This is a genomic window from Streptococcus ratti FA-1 = DSM 20564, from assembly GCF_000286075.1.
Taxonomy (GTDB): domain Bacteria; phylum Bacillota; class Bacilli; order Lactobacillales; family Streptococcaceae; genus Streptococcus; species Streptococcus ratti.
Map to the genome: position 1 here is coordinate 577,471 of NZ_AJTZ01000005.1, position 18,910 is coordinate 596,380.

Sequence of the window (18,910 nt, forward strand, 5' to 3'; positions counted from 1 at the left end):
AATGAGGCAGAGTACAGACAGACAGTTAACTGTAAATCTGTTAGCTGTCATTTTTTCTTTATACATCTTTCCGAAAAACTATAATTTTCTTGAAAATTATCCGTAGGTATGATATACTTCTGTTATTAACATATTAATGCTAAATACCCTTTCTTTATCTAGGAGATTAAAATGAGACGTGAACTTTTGCTTGAAAAAATTGAGGAACTAAAAAAGCTTATGCCCTGGTATGTTTTGGATTATTATCAATCAAAACTAACGGTTCCATACAGCTTTACGACTCTATACGAATACCTAAAAGAATATCGGCGTTTTTTTGAATGGTTAATTGACTCGGGTGTCTCTGACGCTAACAAACTTGCTGACATTCCGCTGGAGACTCTGGAGAATCTCAGTAAAAAAGATATGGAGTCCTTCATACTTTATTTACGGGAACGGACACTGCTAAACTCGAATACAAAACGTCAGGGCCTTTCTCAGACAACTATCAATCGCACGCTGTCGGCTTTATCCAGTCTGTATAAATATTTGACTGAGGAGGTTGAAAATGCTGAAGGGGAGCCTTATTTTTACCGAAATGTCATGAAAAAGGTATCGACTAAAAAGAAAAAAGAAACCTTGGCTGCACGAGCTGAAAATATTAAGCAGAAACTCTTTTTAGGCAGTGAAACAATGGAGTTTTTGGAATATGTAGATTGTGAATACGAGCACAAACTTTCTAAACGTGCTCTGGCATCTTTCCGAAAAAATAAAGAACGTGATTTGGCTATTATCGCCCTGCTGTTAGCTTCCGGCGTGCGTTTGTCTGAGGCAGTCAACCTTGATCTAAAGGATGTTAATCTTAAAATGATGGTTATTGAGGTGACTCGCAAGGGCGGTAAAAGAGATTCAGTCAATGTTGCAGCTTTTGCTAAGCCTTACTTAGAAAATTATATTAACATTCGTCAAGCTCGTTACCAGGCTGAAAAGACTGACACTGCTTTCTTTTTATCGGAATACCGCGGTCTGCCAAACCGTATGGACGCTTCTTCTATCGAAAAAATGGTTGCCAAATACTCAGAAGATTTTAAAATTCGAGTAACTCCCCATAAATTGCGGCATACACTGGCTACAAGGCTCTATGATGCGACTAAGTCTCAAGTTTTAGTCAGTCACCAATTAGGACATGCCAGCACTCAGGTAACGGATCTCTATACACATATTGTTAACGACGAGCAAAAAAATGCTTTGGATAAACTTTAATACATAATTTAAATTATGTAAAAATATTTTTTTTAATTTATAAGTTTAAACCCCTGAGAAAAATTCTCAGGGGTTTATTGCTACTAAATTAAAATCATTAATCAAAATCAATTTTGACATCCACTGTCTGCAAAGGCACATCGTAAAATGGATCTTCACGGCGACCTAAGAAATCCTTAGCCTGCTGAGGGAAGGATGCATAGCTGAGCACATCTTCTTCACTTTTAGCGTATTGAGCAATCTCCTGGCGTAAGATCGGCAGCTGAGGTTCGATGAGATCTGCCGGCCGTACGGTGATAACCTCTTCATCTCCGATGATTTTTTCTTTAATATCCTGAGCAATTGGTGCAGGTGGACGACCATAGAGCCCGCGGACATAATCTTTAATTTCATTAGGCACTGCCTTGTAGCGTTCACCAGAAATAACATTCATCAAGGACTGAGTCCCTACCATTTGTGACAGCGGAGTTACCAGAGGCGGGTAGCCTAGGTCAGCTCTGACACGCGGTACTTCTGCTAAGACCTCATCATAGCGATCGGCCAAGCCCTGTTCGGTCAGCTGGCTGAGCAGATTTGACAGCATACCACCCGGAACTTGATAAATCAACGTTTTTGGTTCAACATCTTTAACCTTAGGATTTAAGATGCCTTCTTTGCGGTAATGGTCACGTACAGTATTGAAATGAGCTGCTGCTTCTTCGACCTTTTTCAAATCAATGCCCGTTTCAAAACCGAGCTCTTCCAGAGCAATTACTAAAGATTCAGTGGCTGGCTGACTGGTTCCTCCGGCAAAAGAAGAAACAGCTGTATCAATAATATCAGCTCCCGCTTCAGCTACTTTTAGATAGGTCATCTCTGAAATACCGCTGGTTGCATGCGTATGCACTTCCAGAGGAAGATTAACAGCTTCTTTAATTCGTTTAACCAAATCATAGCCTGTCTGTGGCGTCAAAACACCGGCCATATCTTTAATACAGATAGAATCTGCGCCAATTTCAGCGTATTGCTTCGATAAATCAACAAAATAATCAACTGTGTGAACAGGACTTGTGGTGTAAGAAATGGCTACTTGTGCATGTCCGCCAGCCTCTTTTGTTGCCAAAACGGCTGTCTGCAGGTTGCGCGGATCATTCAAGGCATCAAAGATACGTACGATATCAATTCCGTTTTCAATTGATTTTTGAATAAAGGAAGTCACCACATCATCAGCATAGTTGCGGTAGCCTAGTAAATTTTGTCCGCGCAGCAGCATTTGCAGCTTGGTGTTTTTGACATGTTTGCGAATGGTGCGCAGCCGTTCCCAAGGATCCTCGTCTAAAAAGCGAAGGCAGGAATCAAAGGTGGCGCCACCCCACATTTCTAAAGCGTGGTAACCAGCTTCATCTAAGGTTTTGAGAACAGGCAGCATTTCCTTAGTTGTCATGCGCGTTGCAATCTGACTTTGCTGGCCATCTCTTAAAACCGTCTCCGTAATACGGATTTTTGTCATTTCTACTCCTTTCATAATTCGTAAGATACAAAGACCGTGTCAAAACGATCAGATTTTTCGGACAGGGAAATAGTTTCTGCTTTGGTCCGAGGTTAATTGCCTTTAATTTTGATTGAGCAGATTAACGATAGCTAAACGCATTTCTTCAATGCTATGCTTGCGTGAGCGTCCGCAGACCTTAGCATTCTCATGACAGATATAGCATTGCCTTGCGGGAAAGCCTAGGTCCTGCCGGCTTATTGGCTGAATGCAGCCATCCTTAAGAGAGAGAACATCTAAGTCCATCAGGCGTCCGATAGGTTTTGCAGTTTCTATATCAATCATTTTTCTTTTTAATGTTTCCGGAGACAAACTGCTTATCAGATAATGCTCCCAGCCTGCATCAGACATCAGCAAATGATTAAAAACAGTGTCCTTATTCAACTGATGCCTAATGTCTGTGACAATCTCTTCAAAAGCTTGGTTTAATACCGGAGATGTCTTTATAGGGCCTGGAATATTCATGGTAGTGCAAAGCAAAGTCTTTCCCTGATATTTTTCGAGAAGAGCTCTTTGCCTGAAACTGCGCTCTTCTCGTGCAGCCATCATATCTTCTAAGCCTACTTGCGGTCCGTCAAAAACGGTTTGACTGCTCAGCGGTTTAGACATTGTGCACAACATCAATCAAGCTGCCATCGCGGTATTCAATAAGAGCAACAACCTTATCACCGTATTGAATAGGCTCAGGATTGCCAACAACTGCATAGGCTTTTTCTTTCAGCTCTTCAATAGTGAACTGCGGAACTTTCAAATCTTTAAAGTGTTCCATCAGATCAGGACGGTTAGGGTTGATGGCAATACCGACTTCCGTGACGACCACATCCACACTGGTTCCTGGTGTGATAACTGTATTCACCTTATCAACAAAAGTAGGGATACGTCCGCGAACCAATGGCGAAATGACTAAACTCATTTTAGCGGCAAAGGCAGTATCACAATGACCGCCTGATGCTCCACGGATAACACCGTCTGAACCGGTCATAACATTGACATTGAAATCTGTATCCACTTCTAAAGCAGATAGGATACAGGTATCCAATTGATTGATAACTGAACCCTTGCTAAGCGGGGATGCATACATATTAGCATCAATTTCATAATGTTTTTCAGCATTGCGATCTAAAGACATGGCCGATGGATGATCGAAATCTTGAACATCAAGAATTTTGTCTACCAGACCTTCTTCCAGCAATTCTACCATGGCATTGGTAATACCGCCGAGGGCAAAATTAGCCTTGATACCATCTTTAATCATCTGTTCACGCATGAAACGTGTCACAGCAAGGGAAGCACCTCCAGTACCTGTTTGGAAAGAGAATCCTTCTTTATAGTAAGGAGAGTTTGTAATCACTTTAGCAGCATATTCAGCAATCAAAAGCTCTTTAGGATTTTTAGTGTAGCGCGTTGCCCCCTTGGCAATGCCCTCAGGGTCTCCGATAGCATCGACCACAACAACATAGTCTACATCTGTCTGTGGAATGCTGATTGGGGTATTGGGATAAGGTACCAAGGTGTCTGTAACGATAACAACCTGATCAGCATATTTGGCATCAATCATAGCATAGCCAAGTGAGCCGCAGGTTGCTTTTCCCTTTGTTCCGTTAGCGTTGCCATAAATATCAGAACTTGGAGCTCCCAAAAAGGCAACATCAATGTGGATGTCATCTGCTGCAATGGCACGCGCACGGCCTCCGTGTGAGCGGATAACAACAGGTTTTTCCATAATCCCTTCTGAAATGGCAGCACCCACCTTGTCACGCAGACCGCTGGACGTAATGTTAGTAACTACGCCGTTTTTGATATGGTCAATCAAAGGTTCATGGACATTGGCAATTGAACTTGGGGCAATAGAAATATTTTTAATACCCATTTTAGCGATTTCATCCAGCACCATATTCATCACATAATCACCTTCACGAAAATGATGGTGGAAAGAAATGGTCATACCATCTTTAAGTCCTGTTTTTTCAATAGCTTCATGAATGGAAGACAAGAGTTTGTCATCAGAAGGTTTTACCGGCTTAACGTATCGGCTAGATTCCTTATAATCTTTTATATTTGCAAGTTCTCCTTCAAATACACCATATTGGTCAGCGTATTGTTGAGGGATATCACGACCTAATTTATTTTTTACCATCTTAAATATCCTCCTCAGTAAGCAATCCAGCAGCTTTAGCTAAAGCAATAACACGTTCGGCACGCTCAACAATCGGTTTATCAACCATTTTACCTTTAAGCGAAATGACACCAGAACCTTTGCTTTCAGCCTCACGAATAGCCCAAACGACTTCTTTTGCATTTTGAATTTCTTTTTCATTTGGAGCGTATATTTCATTAACTAATGGAATTTGACGAGGGTTAATAACGGATTTACCATCAAATCCAAGTTGCTTAATCAAGCGTACTTCGTTTTGGAAGCCTTCTGGATTATTAACATCAGAATAAACTGTATCAACCGCTGCAATTCCGGCTGCACGAGCGGCATGGAGAATCATGCTGCGAGCAAAAAACAGCTCTTGACCATCAGGATAACGGCGCGTTTTCATGTTGGTGACATAATCTTCTGCTCCCAGAGCAATCCCAATCAAACGATCTGATGCCTTAGCGATTGCAGGTGCATTTAAGACCCCTTCAGCGGATTCAATAGCAGCCATCATTTTAGTCCGGCCGATTTCGATACCATTATCACGCTCTACTTTTTCGATAACAGCTTCAACATCGACAATGTCCTGAGCAGTTTCCGTTTTTGGCAGGCGAATAACATCAACACCGGCAAGGACAACCGCTTCAATATCCAGAGCACCGCAGCTATCCAGACCATTAACACGGACAACCGTTTCTACCGTGCTGTAATCAAACGTCTTCAAAGCAAAATGAACCAAAGCTCTGGAAGTATCTTTTTCTTTAAGGGAAACAGAATCTTCCAAGTCAAACATGATAGAGTCAGCTCCGTACAAAGGAGCGTCTCTCAGCATAGCCGCATTAGCACCAGGGACAAACATCATTGTTCTTCTTAAACGTTCCATGAGTCAATCTCCTTCCAGTTATAAGCTTCGATTTGAGCAGCGCGGTGAGCGGCAGCGATTGTCCGAGCTTGAATAGTACAGTCCAAAGCTCCCTTATCAACTGCTTCAACTGCTGCTGCCTTCACATCTAAATGCTTGAGCGTTTCTTCAATAACTTTACGAATTTGTTGACCAAATTGCTTTTCAACACTGCTTTCCAATTGGATAGTAATGCCTTCAGCATTGCTAGGGTTTACTGTTACCATGATATCGCTTGACTCAAGCGAACCTGCAACAGCTGTTTGTTTGATATCCATAATTTCACCTCATATATTTTGATATGCGGCGCTGGTGAGATAGTTCTCACGGGTGTCGCAATAATATTAGATTGCTTGATAAGTCTTTTTATCTATCGACCGGAAACAATTTGATAAGGACTTCTGCAGCAATGTACAAAATTCCTAAAACAATAAAGATACCAGCCATCCCCAAGCCCATTAATTCAAAGGCTTGAAGCAAATGTTCCATATTCATACTATTAGCTCTCCTTTCACTAGTGCTGTTAGCTAAAGAATGACAGCAGCAAACCGCCGGCAATTACAGAAGCGATCTGTCCTGAAACATTAGCTCCGACTGCATACATCAGAACAAAGTTTTGAGGGTCTTCGTCTGTCGCCATTTTTTGGATAACCCGGCTGGACATTGGAAAGGCTGAAATACCAGCTGCACCGATCATTGGATTGATTTTTTTCCTGCGGAAGATGTTCAAAATTTTAGCAAAGACAACACCGCCGACAGAGTCCATAATGAAAGCAACCAGACCAAACAAAATGATAAGCAGCGTTTGCACATTAAGGAACAAATCAGCCTGCATCTTTACTGAGATAGTTAAGCCCAGCAAGATACTGACGATATTTACCAATTCATTTTGTGCTGTCTGCGACAGTCTGTCCAAGACCCCGCATTCGCGCAAGAGATTGCCAAACATCAAGAATCCAACCAAAGGCAGAGATATAGGGGCGATAAAACCAGCAACAATTGTGATGACAATAGGAAAGAGAATTTTTGTCAGTTTTGAAACATTTTCAGCCTTGTAGGTCATGCGGATCTGACGTTCTTTTTTTGTTGTCACCAATTTAATAGCAAACGGCTGAATAATTGGTACCAAAGCCATGTATGAGTATGCTGCAACGGTTATCGGCCCTAGTAGTTTTGGAGCTAATTGGTTAGCAACGAAAATGGATGTTGGACCGTCTGCTGCACCGATAATACCTATTGAAGCGGCTTCTTTGATATCAAATCCAGCCATAACAGCTACGACAACAACAAAGAAAATCCCGAACTGTGCTGCCGCTCCAAAAAGCAGCATAAAAGGATTTTGAAGCAGGGGACCAAAATCAATCATAGCTCCGATTCCGATGAAAATCAGCAAAGGGAAAAGTTCTGTATTAATCCCAAATTTAAAGAGAATATCAAAGACCCCTTCTTGTTTGACGCCGTTGACAACCTGAGTCAGAACTCCTGTGCCGGGGAAATTCACCAAGAGCGTTCCAAGCCCCATAGGCACTAAAAGTGTCGGCTCATATTCCTTTTTAATCCCCAAATACATCAGAATAGCTCCAATGAGCATCATAATCACCTGGGGAAATGTAATGGATGTAATTCCTGAAATTAAAGTTTCCACAAACTCACTTCCTTCTAATAGATAATTTCTTTTAAGCGATTGTGATTAAGCCATCGCCGGCATTGACAACCTGACCTTGTGTTACATGGATAGCTGAAACGGTACCGGCTGATCCGGCTACAATTTCGTTTTCCATCTTCATAGCTTCCAAAATCATTAACGGCTGGTTTTCAGTAACTGCATCACCTACATTCACAAGAATCTTCAGAATAGTTCCAGGCATCGGAGCTGTCATAGCATCAGCGCCAGCAGGTGCTGATGCTGCAGCGGGAGCCGCCGGAGCTGGTGCAGGCTCAGCCGGTACTTCTGCTGGTGCTTCCTGAACAGGTGCAGGAGCCGCAGGCGCTGCCGGAGCTGCGGCCGGTGTCCCGCCGATTTCTTCCATTTCAACCAGATACTCCTTACCGTCTACTGAGATTTTAAATTTACGTAACATTAACAAATGCCTCCTTTTTTTATTTCTCTTTTTTTATTTCTTTTGATAAATATTTTTAACAGTTAACTGGCAGTCCGAAGACTCCCCAGCTGCGATACTGGCTGCAATCAATGAAACCTTTAAGGCTTCGGGATTGCGCTGTAAAATCTTTTTAACAACAAACTGACTGTCAGGATAATCACCGGCTGCAATGGCTGTCGCAATAACACTGACCAGCTGGTAGTCAGATTTATCGGCTGATATAAAGGCAGGGATAGGTTCCCATTCAGCCTGAAAAGAATTCAAATTATTTTCAGGCTTATTATCATTAACTTTTTCAACAGCTTCCTGTGATTTATTAAACAATCGCGTAAAAAGACCCATCTGATTCTCCTTTCTATTTATATAGGCAGCGGCAAATTATCTTTGCCGAATCAATGCTTCTAAGCCTATTATATACTGGATTTGAAAATTTTTATGGCTTTTTTGTGTTCTTTTTAAAAGCCCTTTCAAAATGTTTTTTTTGTGTTTTTCTTAAGAAAGGCTATTCCTTTTTTAAGCGCTTTCATTTATACTAGTCTTGTACAAAAAATCTTGCTTCCTGTTTAAATTCTGTGTTTTTCATTGGATTTAAATAAGAAAGATTAAAAAGGAGAGATAACTTATGTTATTAACAATTTTAGCGTATGCTATGATTATTGTCTTCATGTATGTTGTCATGAAGAAAAAAATGTCGCCTTTCACGGCATTGGTAATAGTTCCTCTGGTAGCTACTATCATTGTTATTCTGACAGGAGTCGCAGACTTTAAAGCTGACCAAAGTTTTGTCGAATTCCTGGGAGACGAGAAAATAGCAAATAACCTGACTGCTATTGGTCCTATGATCTTATATGGGATTAACAATACTGCCAACACAGGGATTATGCTCCTGTTCGCCATCTTGTATTTCTCATTGATGCTGGATGCAGGTCTCTTTGATCCCATTACAGAAAAAATGATTCGCTTCGCTAAAGGCGATCCAATGAAAGTCTTGATGGCTACTGCTGTTGTTGCTGCCGCTGTATCCCTTAATGGTGATGGTACAACAACGACTCTTATTTGCTGTTCGGCCTTTCTTCCTATTTATAAAAAACTTAACATGCGGGTCATGAACCTCGGTGTCTTGATTATCCTGCAAAACACTATCATGAACCTGCTTCCTTGGGGCGGACCTACTGCACGTGCCATGTCCGTTTTAAAGGTCGGATCCGAAATTTTGGGTTATCTGGCACCAGGTATGATCTTGTCACTCCTTTATGTCATCTTCTTTGTTGCAAGAAGCATGGGTAAAAAAGAACGTAAACGCTTGGGAGTCACCGAGTTATCTGAAGAAGAAATTTCATCCCTAATCGAAACCACTGATCCTGACACAATGGCAATTCGCCGTCCTCAAAACTTCGTGTTCAATGGTATCTTGACAATTATTCTGATTGCTTGGCTGGTCGCTGGATCCTTTATCCCAGCTATTGAAATGCCATCACTCTTCCTCTTTGCAGTCGGCACCTGTATCGCTTTGATGGTCAACTATCCTAACTTAAAAGATCAATCGAAACGTATCGGTGAAAACGGCGGGGATGCTGTACAAGTTGTTATCTTGGTATTTGCTGCAGGTATCTTCATGGGACTCTTCCAAGGTTCTGGTATGGCTGGTGCCTTAGCTCAAAGCTTTACAACAATTATTCCAAAACAACTGGCTGGTTTCTGGGGATTGGTTATTGCCCTTATCTCTGCACCAGGTACCTTCTTCCTCTCAAACGACGGCTTCTACTACGGTATTATGCCAGTCTTGGCCGAAGCCGGTGCTAAATACGGATTTGACAATATGGCTATGGCTTTAGCTTCCCTGATGGGACAAGCTTTCCACTTATTGAGTCCGCTGGTTGCCTTCATCTACCTGCTGCTTCGTTTGACAGGTTTGGATATGGGCGAATGGCAAAGAGAATCTGCAAAATATGCACTTGTAGTGTTCATCATCTTTATTGTAACTATTCTGCTTGTCGGACGTCTGCCATTCTACATTCCGCAATAACAACTGCAAACAAGAAAAAATCGCAGCTTAGTTGCAGTAACTGATTTTCTTAATGAAGGACTTGGGGCATTGCTCAAGTCCTTTTTATAAATATCTTGGAAAAAGTTAAGTATTTTCGGTATAATAAATTAAGACTAGAAAATGGGGAGAATTCATGAATTCAGTTGTAAACGCTGTGAAGAATAATTTGGATTTATCACAGAATGTTCCTTTGAAAATCGCTTTTTATGAGGCCTTGCGAAAAACAATTATCCTGAGCGAGATTCCTGCTGGTTCTCGTATTAATGAGAAAGAACTGGCAACAGCTCTCAATATCAGCCGAACACCGATTCGCTACGCGCTGGGGGTTTTGCAGGAAGAAAAATTAGTTGAACACATTCCTAAACGCGGTATTATTGTTCGCGGCATTAGCTTAAAAGATGCAATCGAAATTTTTGATATCCGTAAGGCTTTGGATACTCTGGCTGCAACCAAGGCTATGTATCTGATGAACGAAGAAGACTTCGCAGAGATGAAAAAGATTCTGACTGACTGTGAAGGGTTTATTGATGATGGGGATATCGAAACGATCTTGGATAATTTTAACCAGTTTAACGATCTCATTTACCGTAAAAGTCAGATGTTGCGCCTGAGAGAAATTGTGACCGAACTGCAAACCTATCTAAGGTATTTCAGGGAAATCTCCATCGCTTCTTTTGAACGCCGTAAACAGGCTTTAAAAGAGCACTGGGTTATCTATCGCGGCATGCGCAATAAAGATGTCGAACAGATTACCTTGATTACGCATGAGCATCTGAATTCTTCTTTGGAATTTATTCTGCAGCAAATGGAAAGCCGGCAAGATGAACACCGTTGAAGAAAAGCTGATGCCTTTTAGCCGTTTAGCGGTGAAGGCTCTTTTGTACGAACTAGTTTTGTCCCCTAAACCCGGATTGGTAGACCGCTATGATACAGGTGCCCATGATGATATGGACTTTTATACGTTCACAGACAGCATTGTAGCACTGGATCCTTTTTTTAGCCTCTACATTCAGGCGGGCTGGACTTATCATGACGAATCTCCCCAAGAGCTCTTTCACCGTCTTAGAGCTTTAGGTCTTAAAGCTGAGTCAGCCATGTTTGCTGCGACTCACGGCGTCAATACTCACAAAGGAGTTAATTTCTCCTTGGCTCTGCTGCTCGGTGCTACGGGCGCTTATTTAGCTAACCATCCCAATCTGCTGCAGGAAAAGACCTCTTTCAGCCCTGCTGACACTCAGACTGTCTGCTCCCTAGCCGCTGATATGACCAAACAGCTGGTAGCACAGGATTTAAGCTATTTAGAAAAGAAACCTGAATTAACCCATGGCGAGCGGCTCTTTCTTGAACACGGTATCAAAGGTCCTCGCGGTGAAGCTGCCAGTGGCTATGCTTCGCTTACTCAAAAAGCCCTGCCATTTTTGAGGCAGGAGCTGGCAAAAGGAAAGGATAGTTATACTGTACAGCTGCAGCTATTGCTTTATCTAATGGCATTTGTTGAAGACGGCAATCTGATTCATCGCGGCGGGATTGCAGCTTGGAAAGCAGTCAAACAGGAGTCTGAGACCCTCTTAGAAACCACTCCTTCTAAAGATTTGCCCAGTCAGATGACTGTTTACAACCAAAAGCTAGTTGAAAGGCACTTAAGTCCTGGGGGTTCTGCCGATTTACTGTCTTTAACCTTCTACTTTGCTTTTTTAGAGAATCTTCTTTGACGCACCATGCCCTGTGGCAGTCTGTCTTTATCTTTTGTAAATCATAACAAACATGCTGAGGTATTCGCCTCAGCATGTTAACGGTTATCTATTTTTTCGCTTACAGCAAATGGACAATGAATCTGACCAACATAGGCATCACGATAACAGTGTACAAGATACGGCTGATTTGAATTCCGGCAATTTTAGGCATGTCACCGCCTAATTCTCCAGCAAGCAGAGAAATGTCTGTTGCGCCAGCCGGTGATGAAGCAAAAAGAGCAGACTGCAAATCTAAAATACCTTTCTTATACATGACAAAACCAAAGAAAGCATTAATGATCAGATAGCTTGTTAACAGTAAAATAATCGGAATAATTAAGTGAGTCATTCTCGCTAGACTATCGTGTGTAAAGTTGGTACCGATTAAGGAACCGGCAAAAATTTGAGCAACATAGCGAATACTTTTAGACATTTGTTGCGTATTTTTTGTAATTTTCAGAGCACAGGAAAAGATAAGCGAAAATATTAATGCTCCAACGGGGATAGCCAGCCACATCCCAATCAAACCGCCTATACTGGCAACCGCTAAAACAAAAGCATTGTTGAGCCACTCATCTTTCAAAGACCGCTTATTGACAGCTTCTTCTTCAGCAATGTCATCTTTTACCAGATGAGAGGTAGAAAGAACCTTCTCCTTTTTTTGATCTGCAGGGGCAAAGCGTTTAGTGATAAAGGCAACCCACACAGGCAGAATGATTAGAATTCCCACCAGTCTGGCAGACTGCAAGGTTGCAACAATATCTGACTGCGCTCCCATGTCAATACTCATGAGAGACACATCAACAATCCCGCCGGGCAGGCAAGATAAAAAGGCTGTCACGGCGTCCATTTTAAAACATAGGATAAACACAAAACCCATCAGTATCATATTGATGGTAAACAGTATCATCAAAGAGGCGATGGATACAGCTAATCTAGGAAGATTAAGAAGATCTTTTTTTGAAACTTGCTGACCTATATAGGCGCCGCTGATAATCTGAGCAAAAATTTTCATTGATACTTCCATCTTCATTTGCCCGGTAATGATTGAAAAAACAGCCACAGCAACCATACTGCCAATCATAAACGGTGCCGGAACCTGAAGTTTTTTGGCAGCTAATCCGCCTAGAAGACCTACTAAAAGCGTAAAAGCAATTTGTAAAATCATAAGTTTTTCTTTCTCATCTTAATAATCAGCCTAACAAGTTCCTTTTTATTATGACATATTTAAGATGGTTTATAAAGTTATTTTAGGTTTTAAAAGTGTTTAAAATGGCTGTTTGTATTTAAAAAATACCTGGTTAGTGCTAAAATATAATAAATGTCAGCGCTTTAGTTTATTCATCTCTGCCGCTTGCAGATGATTCTCTATTTTTATAAAGGAGTAAGCCATGTCAACCTATCCGATTTCAAAAATTTATCCTTCTGATAAAAACAGTCTGCAAAAGATTGATACCCTGCTGGAAAAAGAAGGAATTCATCGGGATGCTAATCTGGATTATACCTGTGCTATGTTTGATGACGACCTCAATATTATCGCCACAGGCAGCTGTTTTGGAAATACCCTTCGCTGTTTAAGTGTCAGCAGCCGTTATCAAGGCGAAGGGCTGCTCAATGAAATTGTCACCCATCTCATTAATATTCAATTCGAGCGCGGCAATACTCATATTTTTCTTTATACTAAACCATGTACAGCCAAATTTTTTGGTGATTTAGGCTTTTACGAGATTGCCAGAGCTGATAATCAAATTGTTTTCATGGAAAATAAGAAAGATGGCTTTGATCGTTATCTTAAAACCCTTCAGCAGCCAGAACAAAAAGGTCAGACTGCTGCTGCTCTGGTTATCAATGCCAATCCTTTCACCTTAGGCCATCAGTATTTAGTGGAAAAAGCAGCTGCTGACAATGACATTTTGCATCTTTTTATGGTTAGCGAAGACAGCAGCCTGATTCCTTTTGATATTCGCAAAAAGCTGATTTTAGAAGGAACTGCTCATCTGTCTAATATTTGCTATCATGAAACCGGACCTTATATTATCAGTAAATCTACCTTCCCAAGCTATTTCCAAAAAGATCAGGCAGCAGTAATTGAAAGTCAGGCTCGCATTGACTTGGCTATTTTTACGCGTACCGCTCATCATCTAGGCATCCAAAAGCGCTATGTCGGAGAAGAGCCGACAAGTCTGGTAACCGGTATTTACAACCAGATCATGCTTCAAGAACTGCCTAAACAAGGAATTGACTGTTTGGTTATCCCCCGCAAAGCCTATAAGAGCGGCCCGATCAGTGCTTCGACTGTCCGACAGGCTCTCAAAGAAGGGAATATGGATATCTTAAAAGAACTCCTTCCTCCAACCAGTCTAAATTATTTTTTGAGCCCTGAAGCGCAGCCGCTTATTCGCAAAATCCAAAAAGAAACTAACGTCATCCACTACTAGTTAAAATAAACAAAAAGAGACCAAACAGCTGAATTCTTAGCAAAGAATATCAATGCTTTTGGCCTCTTTTTATTATTAAGGAAAGCTTCCTAAAATTCTGCTCTATTTTTTGACTGGCTGATTTTTTAAAAGAGCCTCAAAGATAGTTTTTAGCATTAAAAACACTTGAGTGTAGGCCTCATTTTCTTGTGATGCAGACTTGAGTTCCCTGGTCAATCTGACTGTCGACAGCAATCTCTAACTCAAGGCTGTTTAATATTTTTTTAGCCATATAAAGACCTAAACCTGTCGCTTTTTGATGTTCATGTCCATTGTAGCCCGTAAAACCTTCCTCAAAAAGTCTGGGAATATCTTCCTTTAGAATTCCCATCCCTGTATCTTCAATAAGCACCTGATTTTCTTGAATAAGGATAGTGATATGACCGCCCTTTTTGTTGTACTTGATAGCATTATCCAAAATTTGTGAAAAGACAAAGCTCAGCCACTTCTTATCCGATTTGAGCTCCCAATCGCCCTGAATGTTTACCGAAATCTCTTTTTGCAAAAAGAAAACCTGATTTTTCTTGATTAAATCAACCAGTATCTCACGAACCTGACATTTTTCAAAACGGAAATCACTCTGATTTTGACTGAATTTGACATAGTTTAAAAGCCGGGCTAGATCGTTTTCCAGCCTCAAAAGCTGACTTTGAACATCGCTTTGTTTCAGATGATTGGTTTGTGCCATCAAAGAAATGGCAGAAATCGGTACTTTCATTTGATGCGACCATACTTTTATGAGCTGCTGTAAGTTTTCTTCCCGCGCTTTATGGTAAAGCCTGTCATCAAGCTGTTCTTCCAATATTTTCGCAAGCGCTGCCTTATAGGCTAGATCGCTGGGTGTCTGTAAGGAATTCAGATTTTTCAGCTCTCTGACTGTTATAAAATGATGCAGGATCTTTATTTTTTGATAAAATTTCCAGTAGCAGTACAGACTGATGATAAGCAAAAGTGTTACATTAAAAATAAAGCTGCTGATAAAGTAAAAGAGCGGCAGATGATAAAGGTAAAAAGTCAGCAAAAAAATTAAACTAAGCACTAAGTACAGACCATACCAAGGGCTGTATTCTTTAAAATAAGCTCTAATCATTTGATTAAGTACCCCACACCTCTGACTGTATGAATTTTATCAAAATTTAGGGCCAGCACCTTTTTGCGCAGTCTGGTCATATTAACACTGAGCGTGTTTTGATCAATGAATTCTTCACCTTCCCACAGCTTATTGAGAAGCGCTTCTTTTGTGACAACTTCTCCTTTGTAGTCAATCAGCAAGGAGAGAATCTTAGTTTCGGTTGGTGTCAGCTGAATTTTTTGCTCCATTTCAGTATTGGAAAATACACCGTCCAGAGTCAGCTCAAAGTCCCCAATTTGATGGCTTTGCTTGGTAAATTCATTAGCCCGGCGCAAAAATGCAGCGATCTTAGCATCAAGAATAGGAAGCGAAAAAGGCTTGCTCAAAAAATCATCGCCGCCCATATTCATAGCCATTACAGCATTCATTTCTTCATCGGCGCTGGAAATAAAAATAATCGGCATCGTCAGCATCTGTTTTCTGATTTCAGTTGTCCAATAAAAACCGTTAAAATAAGGCAGGGTAATATCCATAAGCACTAAATCCGGTTTAAACTCAGCAATTTCCTGCAAAATAGCTCTGAAATTATCAACGCTTTTGACATGGTACTGCTGTCCCAAATGATTTTTTAACAAGCTGACGATGGTAGTGTCATCTTCAACAATATAAACTTTTCCTTGCTTTTTCATAATTTTATTTTACCAAAAAAACGGCGAAAAATCGCCGCTTCTTCTACCTTTCAATAATTTTATAATAAGTTCTGCTGGTAATTTTGTAAATGATAAAGTATACGATCAAGATTCCAGAAATCGTCAAAGCACTGACTGTGTAGATAAGCCGATCCCCCTGCACACCAAGCAGTAATAATAATTTTTTAAGAATAGGCAGAGCGAAAATGAAATGTACAATTGCCATCAACAAAGGCATAAAGAAAACTAATATGATTTGTGAATTAATCGTTTTCTTGACTTGCTGCAGACTCATTCCAACTTCTTGTAAAATTTTGTAGGAACGCTTATCCTGAGTCCCTTCAGACAGCTGCTTATAGTAAATAATCAAGGCAGCACCCAGTAAGAAAGCAATCCCTAATAAAAATCCTGTAAAGAGGAAGCCGCCAGCCATTTTTAAGGCTTCATTTCTATAATCCTCAGCTGTTGAAAAATGGACCATGCTATTTGTTTTGGTATCGACAATGGCACCTTTATTTTGGGCGAATAAGTGTTTTAAGGTTCTTCTTTCCTTAGCAGACAAATTGGCAAACACCTGATAATCGTAATCCACAGGATATCGGCTATAGCGGTTGTATGAGTCCCGCATGGCATTAAGGGTCGCATCATCTGAAACAACCATTATTCCTGATGGAATCCCTGCATTCATGATCTGCAGGTTGGTCGTCTTTTTTATTTGATAAACATTATGATAGGTTTGATTAAACCATTTTACTTTTTGGACTTTTAAAGATTTTCCGCTTTGATTGTAATCATAAAAAGCGAATTCATTTTCAGCCAATTTAGGAAGAGGATTGCCTATTTTTCGGAAATCGTCCTGAGTCATTACCATCACTGCTGCGATACTTATTTTATTAGAAAGAACAGATTTTGTAGGATTGATGGCCAAAAAAGACTTATCAACTGATAAACTGTGATTGTCTTTGTAATTCGCTGTAAAACTAACAGATTCGTATTGACTCAAGGTCTTATTGAAATTAGGATCCTTACTTTTCAACACTGGTATAATTTCGTTTTGCAGCATTTCTTCTGCTTTTTGACGACTGGAAAGATTTTCAAACTCCAGCAGAGAATTTTTAGGATAGTTCATTTTGACCAAATTTTTATTACTCGTATAGAGTGCTACTGTTGAAAAGATAGTCACAAAAGCCATAATCGCCAGTAAAGTAATATTAGCTAAGCCAATAGCATTTTGTTTCATTCGGAAAATCATCTGTGAGGTGGTAACAAAATGTTCAGGTTTGTAAAAATAACCTTTATTTTTCCGTCGGCGCTTCAAATACCAGGTAATAAAACTAATGTAGAAAAGATAAGTCCCTAAAATAACCGCCAAAATAGCTATAAAAAATCGGTTAATTCCAATCAGAGCATTGACCTTACCAGAGCTGACAGATAGGTAATAACCATAGCCAATTGCTGAGACAGCGATAAAAGCTAAAAGGATATTTCCGCGAGGCTCACGTTCTCCCTGGCTTTGATTACTGAAAAGATTGAGAGCGGAGGTTCTGCTGATTCTGATAATCGTTATGAATTCTAAGAAAAGAAATATTGCTGCAAACAGCACAATATTGATAATAAATGCTAGTGCAGTTAACTCAAATTCCAAGTCTTTAAACTGGATCATATTTACAAAGACCAAATAGAAAAAATTGGAGAAAACAGCACTTAAAAGGGTACCTAGAATAACGGTCACTACATAAGCAACTAGCAGTTCCAGAGTTGATATCCAGAGAATATTTTTCTTGTTCATCCCTAAAATATTATAAAGACCAAACTCTTGATTGCGCTGTTTGAGTAAAAAATTATAGCTATACAAACAGAGAATCGCCGCTAAAATATCAAGTACTATTGTGGCTAAGCCAAGTGCATATGTTCCTGTTCCCATAGACTTAGATGTCGGGCTAGTCATGATTAGTAATGTAACGGTACTGAAAATAAAAGTTGTCACACTAACTAAAAAGAAAGGAGCAAAATATTTGAAGGACTGCTTTATATTATTAATAGCAAGCTTGAAATAAAACATCCTACTCACCTCCTAGCAGCGCTGCCATGCTCAAAGAAATATCTTTACTAAATTCTTGATTGCTCTTGCTGCCTCTGTAAAGCTGATGAAAAATCCGACCGTCTTTGATAAAAAGAACACGTTTAGCATGGCTGGCTGCATTGGCAGAGTGAGTAACCATGAGAATGGTTTGATTGTCAGCGTTAATGGCTTCAAATAAATTCAGCAAGTCTTCCGAATTACGGTAATCAAGAGCTGCTGTAGGTTCATCAGCCAAAAGAATCTGAGGATTCGTGATTAAGCTTCGGGCGATAGCGACGCGCTGTTTTTGTCCGCCCGAAAGCTCAAAGGGCCTTTTTTCCAATAAATCTTGGATTCTCAGCTTAACAGCAATAGGCTGCAGGCGCTGCTCCATTTCCTTATAACTCTTTCGAGCAAGTACCAAGGGTAAAAAGATATTATCCTTGACAGAGAGTGTGTCCAGCAGATTAAACTCTTGGAAAACAAAACCTAAATTCTTCAGACGGAACGCTGCCAACTGGCTTTCTTTAATTTTGGTAATATCTTTACCGTTTAAAATAACTGAGCCATTGGTGGGTTTTTCCAAGGTAGCCAGGATATTCAGTAAAGTCGTCTTACCTGAACCCGACTCTCCCATAATGGCAATAAATTCACCGTTATCAACCTTAAAATCAACATCTTGCAAGGCGCGTGTTTCTTCTTTGGAAAAGCGCGTGCGGAAAATTTTTTCTAAATGATTAATTTCTAAAAACATACAATCTCCTTTTTTCATTATACCTTAATTCATTTGGAAGGTCACTTCCTTTGGATACCTTTATTCTATAGTAAAAAAGACACCCAAGACTTACACTTGGATGTCTTAATCTTACAGAATTGTAAGTTTAACCAGAACTGTCTGGTAAAATAAAGTCTCA

19 protein-coding genes are annotated in these 18,910 nt (G+C 40.3%); 5 read left to right on the top strand and 14 right to left on the bottom strand.

Annotated elements, in window-relative coordinates; translation table 11 throughout:
* Positions 1-171: 171 nt before the first annotated feature.
* Entirely contained in the window at positions 172-1,242 is a 1,071-nt protein-coding gene (gene xerS / locus SRA_RS04820) for a tyrosine recombinase XerS (RefSeq protein ID WP_003088260.1), read from the top strand.
* 97 nt (positions 1,243-1,339) lie between these two features.
* Here xerS and SRA_RS04825 read toward each other — a convergent pair whose 3' ends face one another.
* The 9 genes from SRA_RS04825 to SRA_RS04865 form a co-directional block, all read right to left on the bottom strand.
* The gene (locus tag SRA_RS04825) at positions 1,340-2,731 is read right to left on the bottom strand and encodes an oxaloacetate decarboxylase subunit alpha (RefSeq protein ID WP_003088261.1); all 1,392 of its coding nucleotides are present in this window, start codon (positions 2,729-2,731) and stop codon (positions 1,340-1,342) included.
* A gap of 102 nt (positions 2,732-2,833) precedes the next feature.
* On the bottom strand, positions 2,834-3,367 hold the full coding sequence (gene citX, locus SRA_RS04830) for a citrate lyase holo-[acyl-carrier protein] synthase (RefSeq protein ID WP_174267036.1): 534 nt from the start codon (positions 3,365-3,367) through the stop codon (positions 2,834-2,836).
* Between the two features lie 4 nt (positions 3,368-3,371).
* Positions 3,372-4,907, bottom strand: coding sequence for a citrate lyase subunit alpha (gene citF / locus SRA_RS04835; RefSeq protein WP_003088263.1), 1,536 nt, complete (start codon positions 4,905-4,907; stop codon positions 3,372-3,374).
* Between the two features lies 1 nt (position 4,908).
* The gene (gene citE / locus SRA_RS04840) at positions 4,909-5,796 is read right to left on the bottom strand and encodes a citrate (pro-3S)-lyase subunit beta (RefSeq protein ID WP_003088264.1); all 888 of its coding nucleotides are present in this window, start codon (positions 5,794-5,796) and stop codon (positions 4,909-4,911) included.
* Positions 5,784-6,092, bottom strand: coding sequence for a citrate lyase acyl carrier protein (citD, locus tag SRA_RS04845; protein ID WP_003088265.1), 309 nt, complete (start codon positions 6,090-6,092; stop codon positions 5,784-5,786). The genes citE and citD overlap by 13 nt, the downstream gene beginning before the upstream one ends.
* Before the next feature lie 88 nt (positions 6,093-6,180).
* Positions 6,181-6,309: an OadG-related small transporter subunit gene (locus SRA_RS10455; protein WP_003088266.1), complete on the bottom strand. Its 129-nt coding sequence runs from the start codon at positions 6,307-6,309 to the stop codon at positions 6,181-6,183.
* A gap of 28 nt (positions 6,310-6,337) precedes the next feature.
* Positions 6,338-7,459, bottom strand: coding sequence for a sodium ion-translocating decarboxylase subunit beta (locus SRA_RS04855; protein WP_003088267.1), 1,122 nt, complete (start codon positions 7,457-7,459; stop codon positions 6,338-6,340).
* A 31-nt stretch (positions 7,460-7,490) separates the two neighbouring features.
* Positions 7,491-7,895, bottom strand: a complete 405-nt coding sequence (locus SRA_RS04860) for an acetyl-CoA carboxylase biotin carboxyl carrier protein subunit (protein ID WP_003088268.1) — start codon at positions 7,893-7,895, stop codon at positions 7,491-7,493.
* A gap of 33 nt (positions 7,896-7,928) precedes the next feature.
* Positions 7,929-8,258, bottom strand: coding sequence for a hypothetical protein (locus SRA_RS04865; RefSeq protein WP_003088269.1), 330 nt, complete (start codon positions 8,256-8,258; stop codon positions 7,929-7,931).
* Between the two features lie 280 nt (positions 8,259-8,538).
* Between SRA_RS04865 and SRA_RS04870 the strand changes: the two genes are divergently transcribed.
* From SRA_RS04870 to citG, 3 genes are all read left to right on the top strand, one after another.
* Positions 8,539-9,942 carry a CitMHS family transporter gene (locus tag SRA_RS04870; RefSeq protein ID WP_003088270.1) on the top strand — a complete coding sequence of 468 codons (1,404 nt, stop codon included), beginning with the start codon at positions 8,539-8,541 and terminating at the stop codon, positions 9,940-9,942.
* A 154-nt stretch (positions 9,943-10,096) separates the two neighbouring features.
* Positions 10,097-10,798: a GntR family transcriptional regulator gene (locus SRA_RS04875; protein ID WP_003088272.1), complete on the top strand. Its 702-nt coding sequence runs from the start codon at positions 10,097-10,099 to the stop codon at positions 10,796-10,798.
* Complete coding sequence (gene citG, locus SRA_RS04880) at positions 10,785-11,675, top strand: triphosphoribosyl-dephospho-CoA synthase CitG (RefSeq protein ID WP_003088274.1); 891 nt, start codon at positions 10,785-10,787, stop codon at positions 11,673-11,675. Before SRA_RS04875 ends, citG begins: the two co-directional genes overlap by 14 nt.
* Positions 11,676-11,775: 100 nt before the next feature.
* Here citG and SRA_RS04885 read toward each other — a convergent pair whose 3' ends face one another.
* Positions 11,776-12,864, bottom strand: coding sequence for an AbrB family transcriptional regulator (locus tag SRA_RS04885; RefSeq protein ID WP_003088276.1), 1,089 nt, complete (start codon positions 12,862-12,864; stop codon positions 11,776-11,778).
* A 223-nt stretch (positions 12,865-13,087) separates the two neighbouring features.
* Between SRA_RS04885 and citC the strand changes: the two genes are divergently transcribed.
* Complete coding sequence (citC, locus tag SRA_RS04890) at positions 13,088-14,134, top strand: [citrate (pro-3S)-lyase] ligase (RefSeq protein ID WP_003088278.1); 1,047 nt, start codon at positions 13,088-13,090, stop codon at positions 14,132-14,134.
* A 178-nt stretch (positions 14,135-14,312) separates the two neighbouring features.
* On the opposite strand, the gene SRA_RS04895 is transcribed toward citC, so the two are convergent.
* The 4 genes from SRA_RS04895 to SRA_RS04910 are packed head-to-tail and all read right to left on the bottom strand — an operon-like array spanning position 14,313 to position 18,750.
* A complete protein-coding gene (locus tag SRA_RS04895) occupies positions 14,313-15,263 on the bottom strand; it encodes a sensor histidine kinase (protein ID WP_003088280.1) in 951 nt (316 codons plus the stop codon).
* Complete coding sequence (locus SRA_RS04900) at positions 15,260-15,934, bottom strand: response regulator transcription factor (RefSeq protein ID WP_003088282.1); 675 nt, start codon at positions 15,932-15,934, stop codon at positions 15,260-15,262. The genes SRA_RS04895 and SRA_RS04900 overlap by 4 nt, the downstream gene beginning before the upstream one ends.
* 43 nt (positions 15,935-15,977) lie before the next feature.
* Complete coding sequence (locus SRA_RS04905) at positions 15,978-17,996, bottom strand: ABC transporter permease (protein WP_003088283.1); 2,019 nt, start codon at positions 17,994-17,996, stop codon at positions 15,978-15,980.
* A gap of 1 nt (position 17,997) precedes the next feature.
* The gene (locus tag SRA_RS04910) at positions 17,998-18,750 is read right to left on the bottom strand and encodes an ABC transporter ATP-binding protein (protein WP_003088285.1); all 753 of its coding nucleotides are present in this window, start codon (positions 18,748-18,750) and stop codon (positions 17,998-18,000) included.
* Positions 18,751-18,910 lie beyond the last annotated feature (160 nt).

Coding starts and splice junctions, on each gene's coding strand:
- xerS (WP_003088260.1), top strand. CDS start 172: ATGAGACGTGAACTTTTGCTTGAAAAAATTGAGGAACTAAAAAAGCTT.
- SRA_RS04825 (WP_003088261.1), bottom strand. CDS start 2,731: ATGACAAAAATCCGTATTACGGAGACGGTTTTAAGAGATGGCCAGCAA.
- citF (WP_003088263.1), bottom strand. CDS start 4,907: ATGGTAAAAAATAAATTAGGTCGTGATATCCCTCAACAATACGCTGAC.
- citE (WP_003088264.1), bottom strand. CDS start 5,796: ATGGAACGTTTAAGAAGAACAATGATGTTTGTCCCTGGTGCTAATGCG.
- citD (WP_003088265.1), bottom strand. CDS start 6,092: ATGGATATCAAACAAACAGCTGTTGCAGGTTCGCTTGAGTCAAGCGAT.
- SRA_RS10455 (WP_003088266.1), bottom strand. CDS start 6,309: ATGAATATGGAACATTTGCTTCAAGCCTTTGAATTAATGGGCTTGGGG.
- SRA_RS04860 (WP_003088268.1), bottom strand. CDS start 7,895: ATGTTACGTAAATTTAAAATCTCAGTAGACGGTAAGGAGTATCTGGTT.
- SRA_RS04865 (WP_003088269.1), bottom strand. CDS start 8,258: ATGGGTCTTTTTACGCGATTGTTTAATAAATCACAGGAAGCTGTTGAA.
- SRA_RS04870 (WP_003088270.1), top strand. CDS start 8,539: ATGTTATTAACAATTTTAGCGTATGCTATGATTATTGTCTTCATGTAT.
- SRA_RS04875 (WP_003088272.1), top strand. CDS start 10,097: ATGAATTCAGTTGTAAACGCTGTGAAGAATAATTTGGATTTATCACAG.
- citG (WP_003088274.1), top strand. CDS start 10,785: ATGAACACCGTTGAAGAAAAGCTGATGCCTTTTAGCCGTTTAGCGGTG.
- SRA_RS04885 (WP_003088276.1), bottom strand. CDS start 12,864: ATGATTTTACAAATTGCTTTTACGCTTTTAGTAGGTCTTCTAGGCGGA.
- citC (WP_003088278.1), top strand. CDS start 13,088: ATGTCAACCTATCCGATTTCAAAAATTTATCCTTCTGATAAAAACAGT.
- SRA_RS04895 (WP_003088280.1), bottom strand. CDS start 15,263: ATGATTAGAGCTTATTTTAAAGAATACAGCCCTTGGTATGGTCTGTAC.
- SRA_RS04900 (WP_003088282.1), bottom strand. CDS start 15,934: ATGAAAAAGCAAGGAAAAGTTTATATTGTTGAAGATGACACTACCATC.
- SRA_RS04905 (WP_003088283.1), bottom strand. CDS start 17,996: ATGTTTTATTTCAAGCTTGCTATTAATAATATAAAGCAGTCCTTCAAA.
- SRA_RS04910 (WP_003088285.1), bottom strand. CDS start 18,750: ATGTTTTTAGAAATTAATCATTTAGAAAAAATTTTCCGCACGCGCTTT.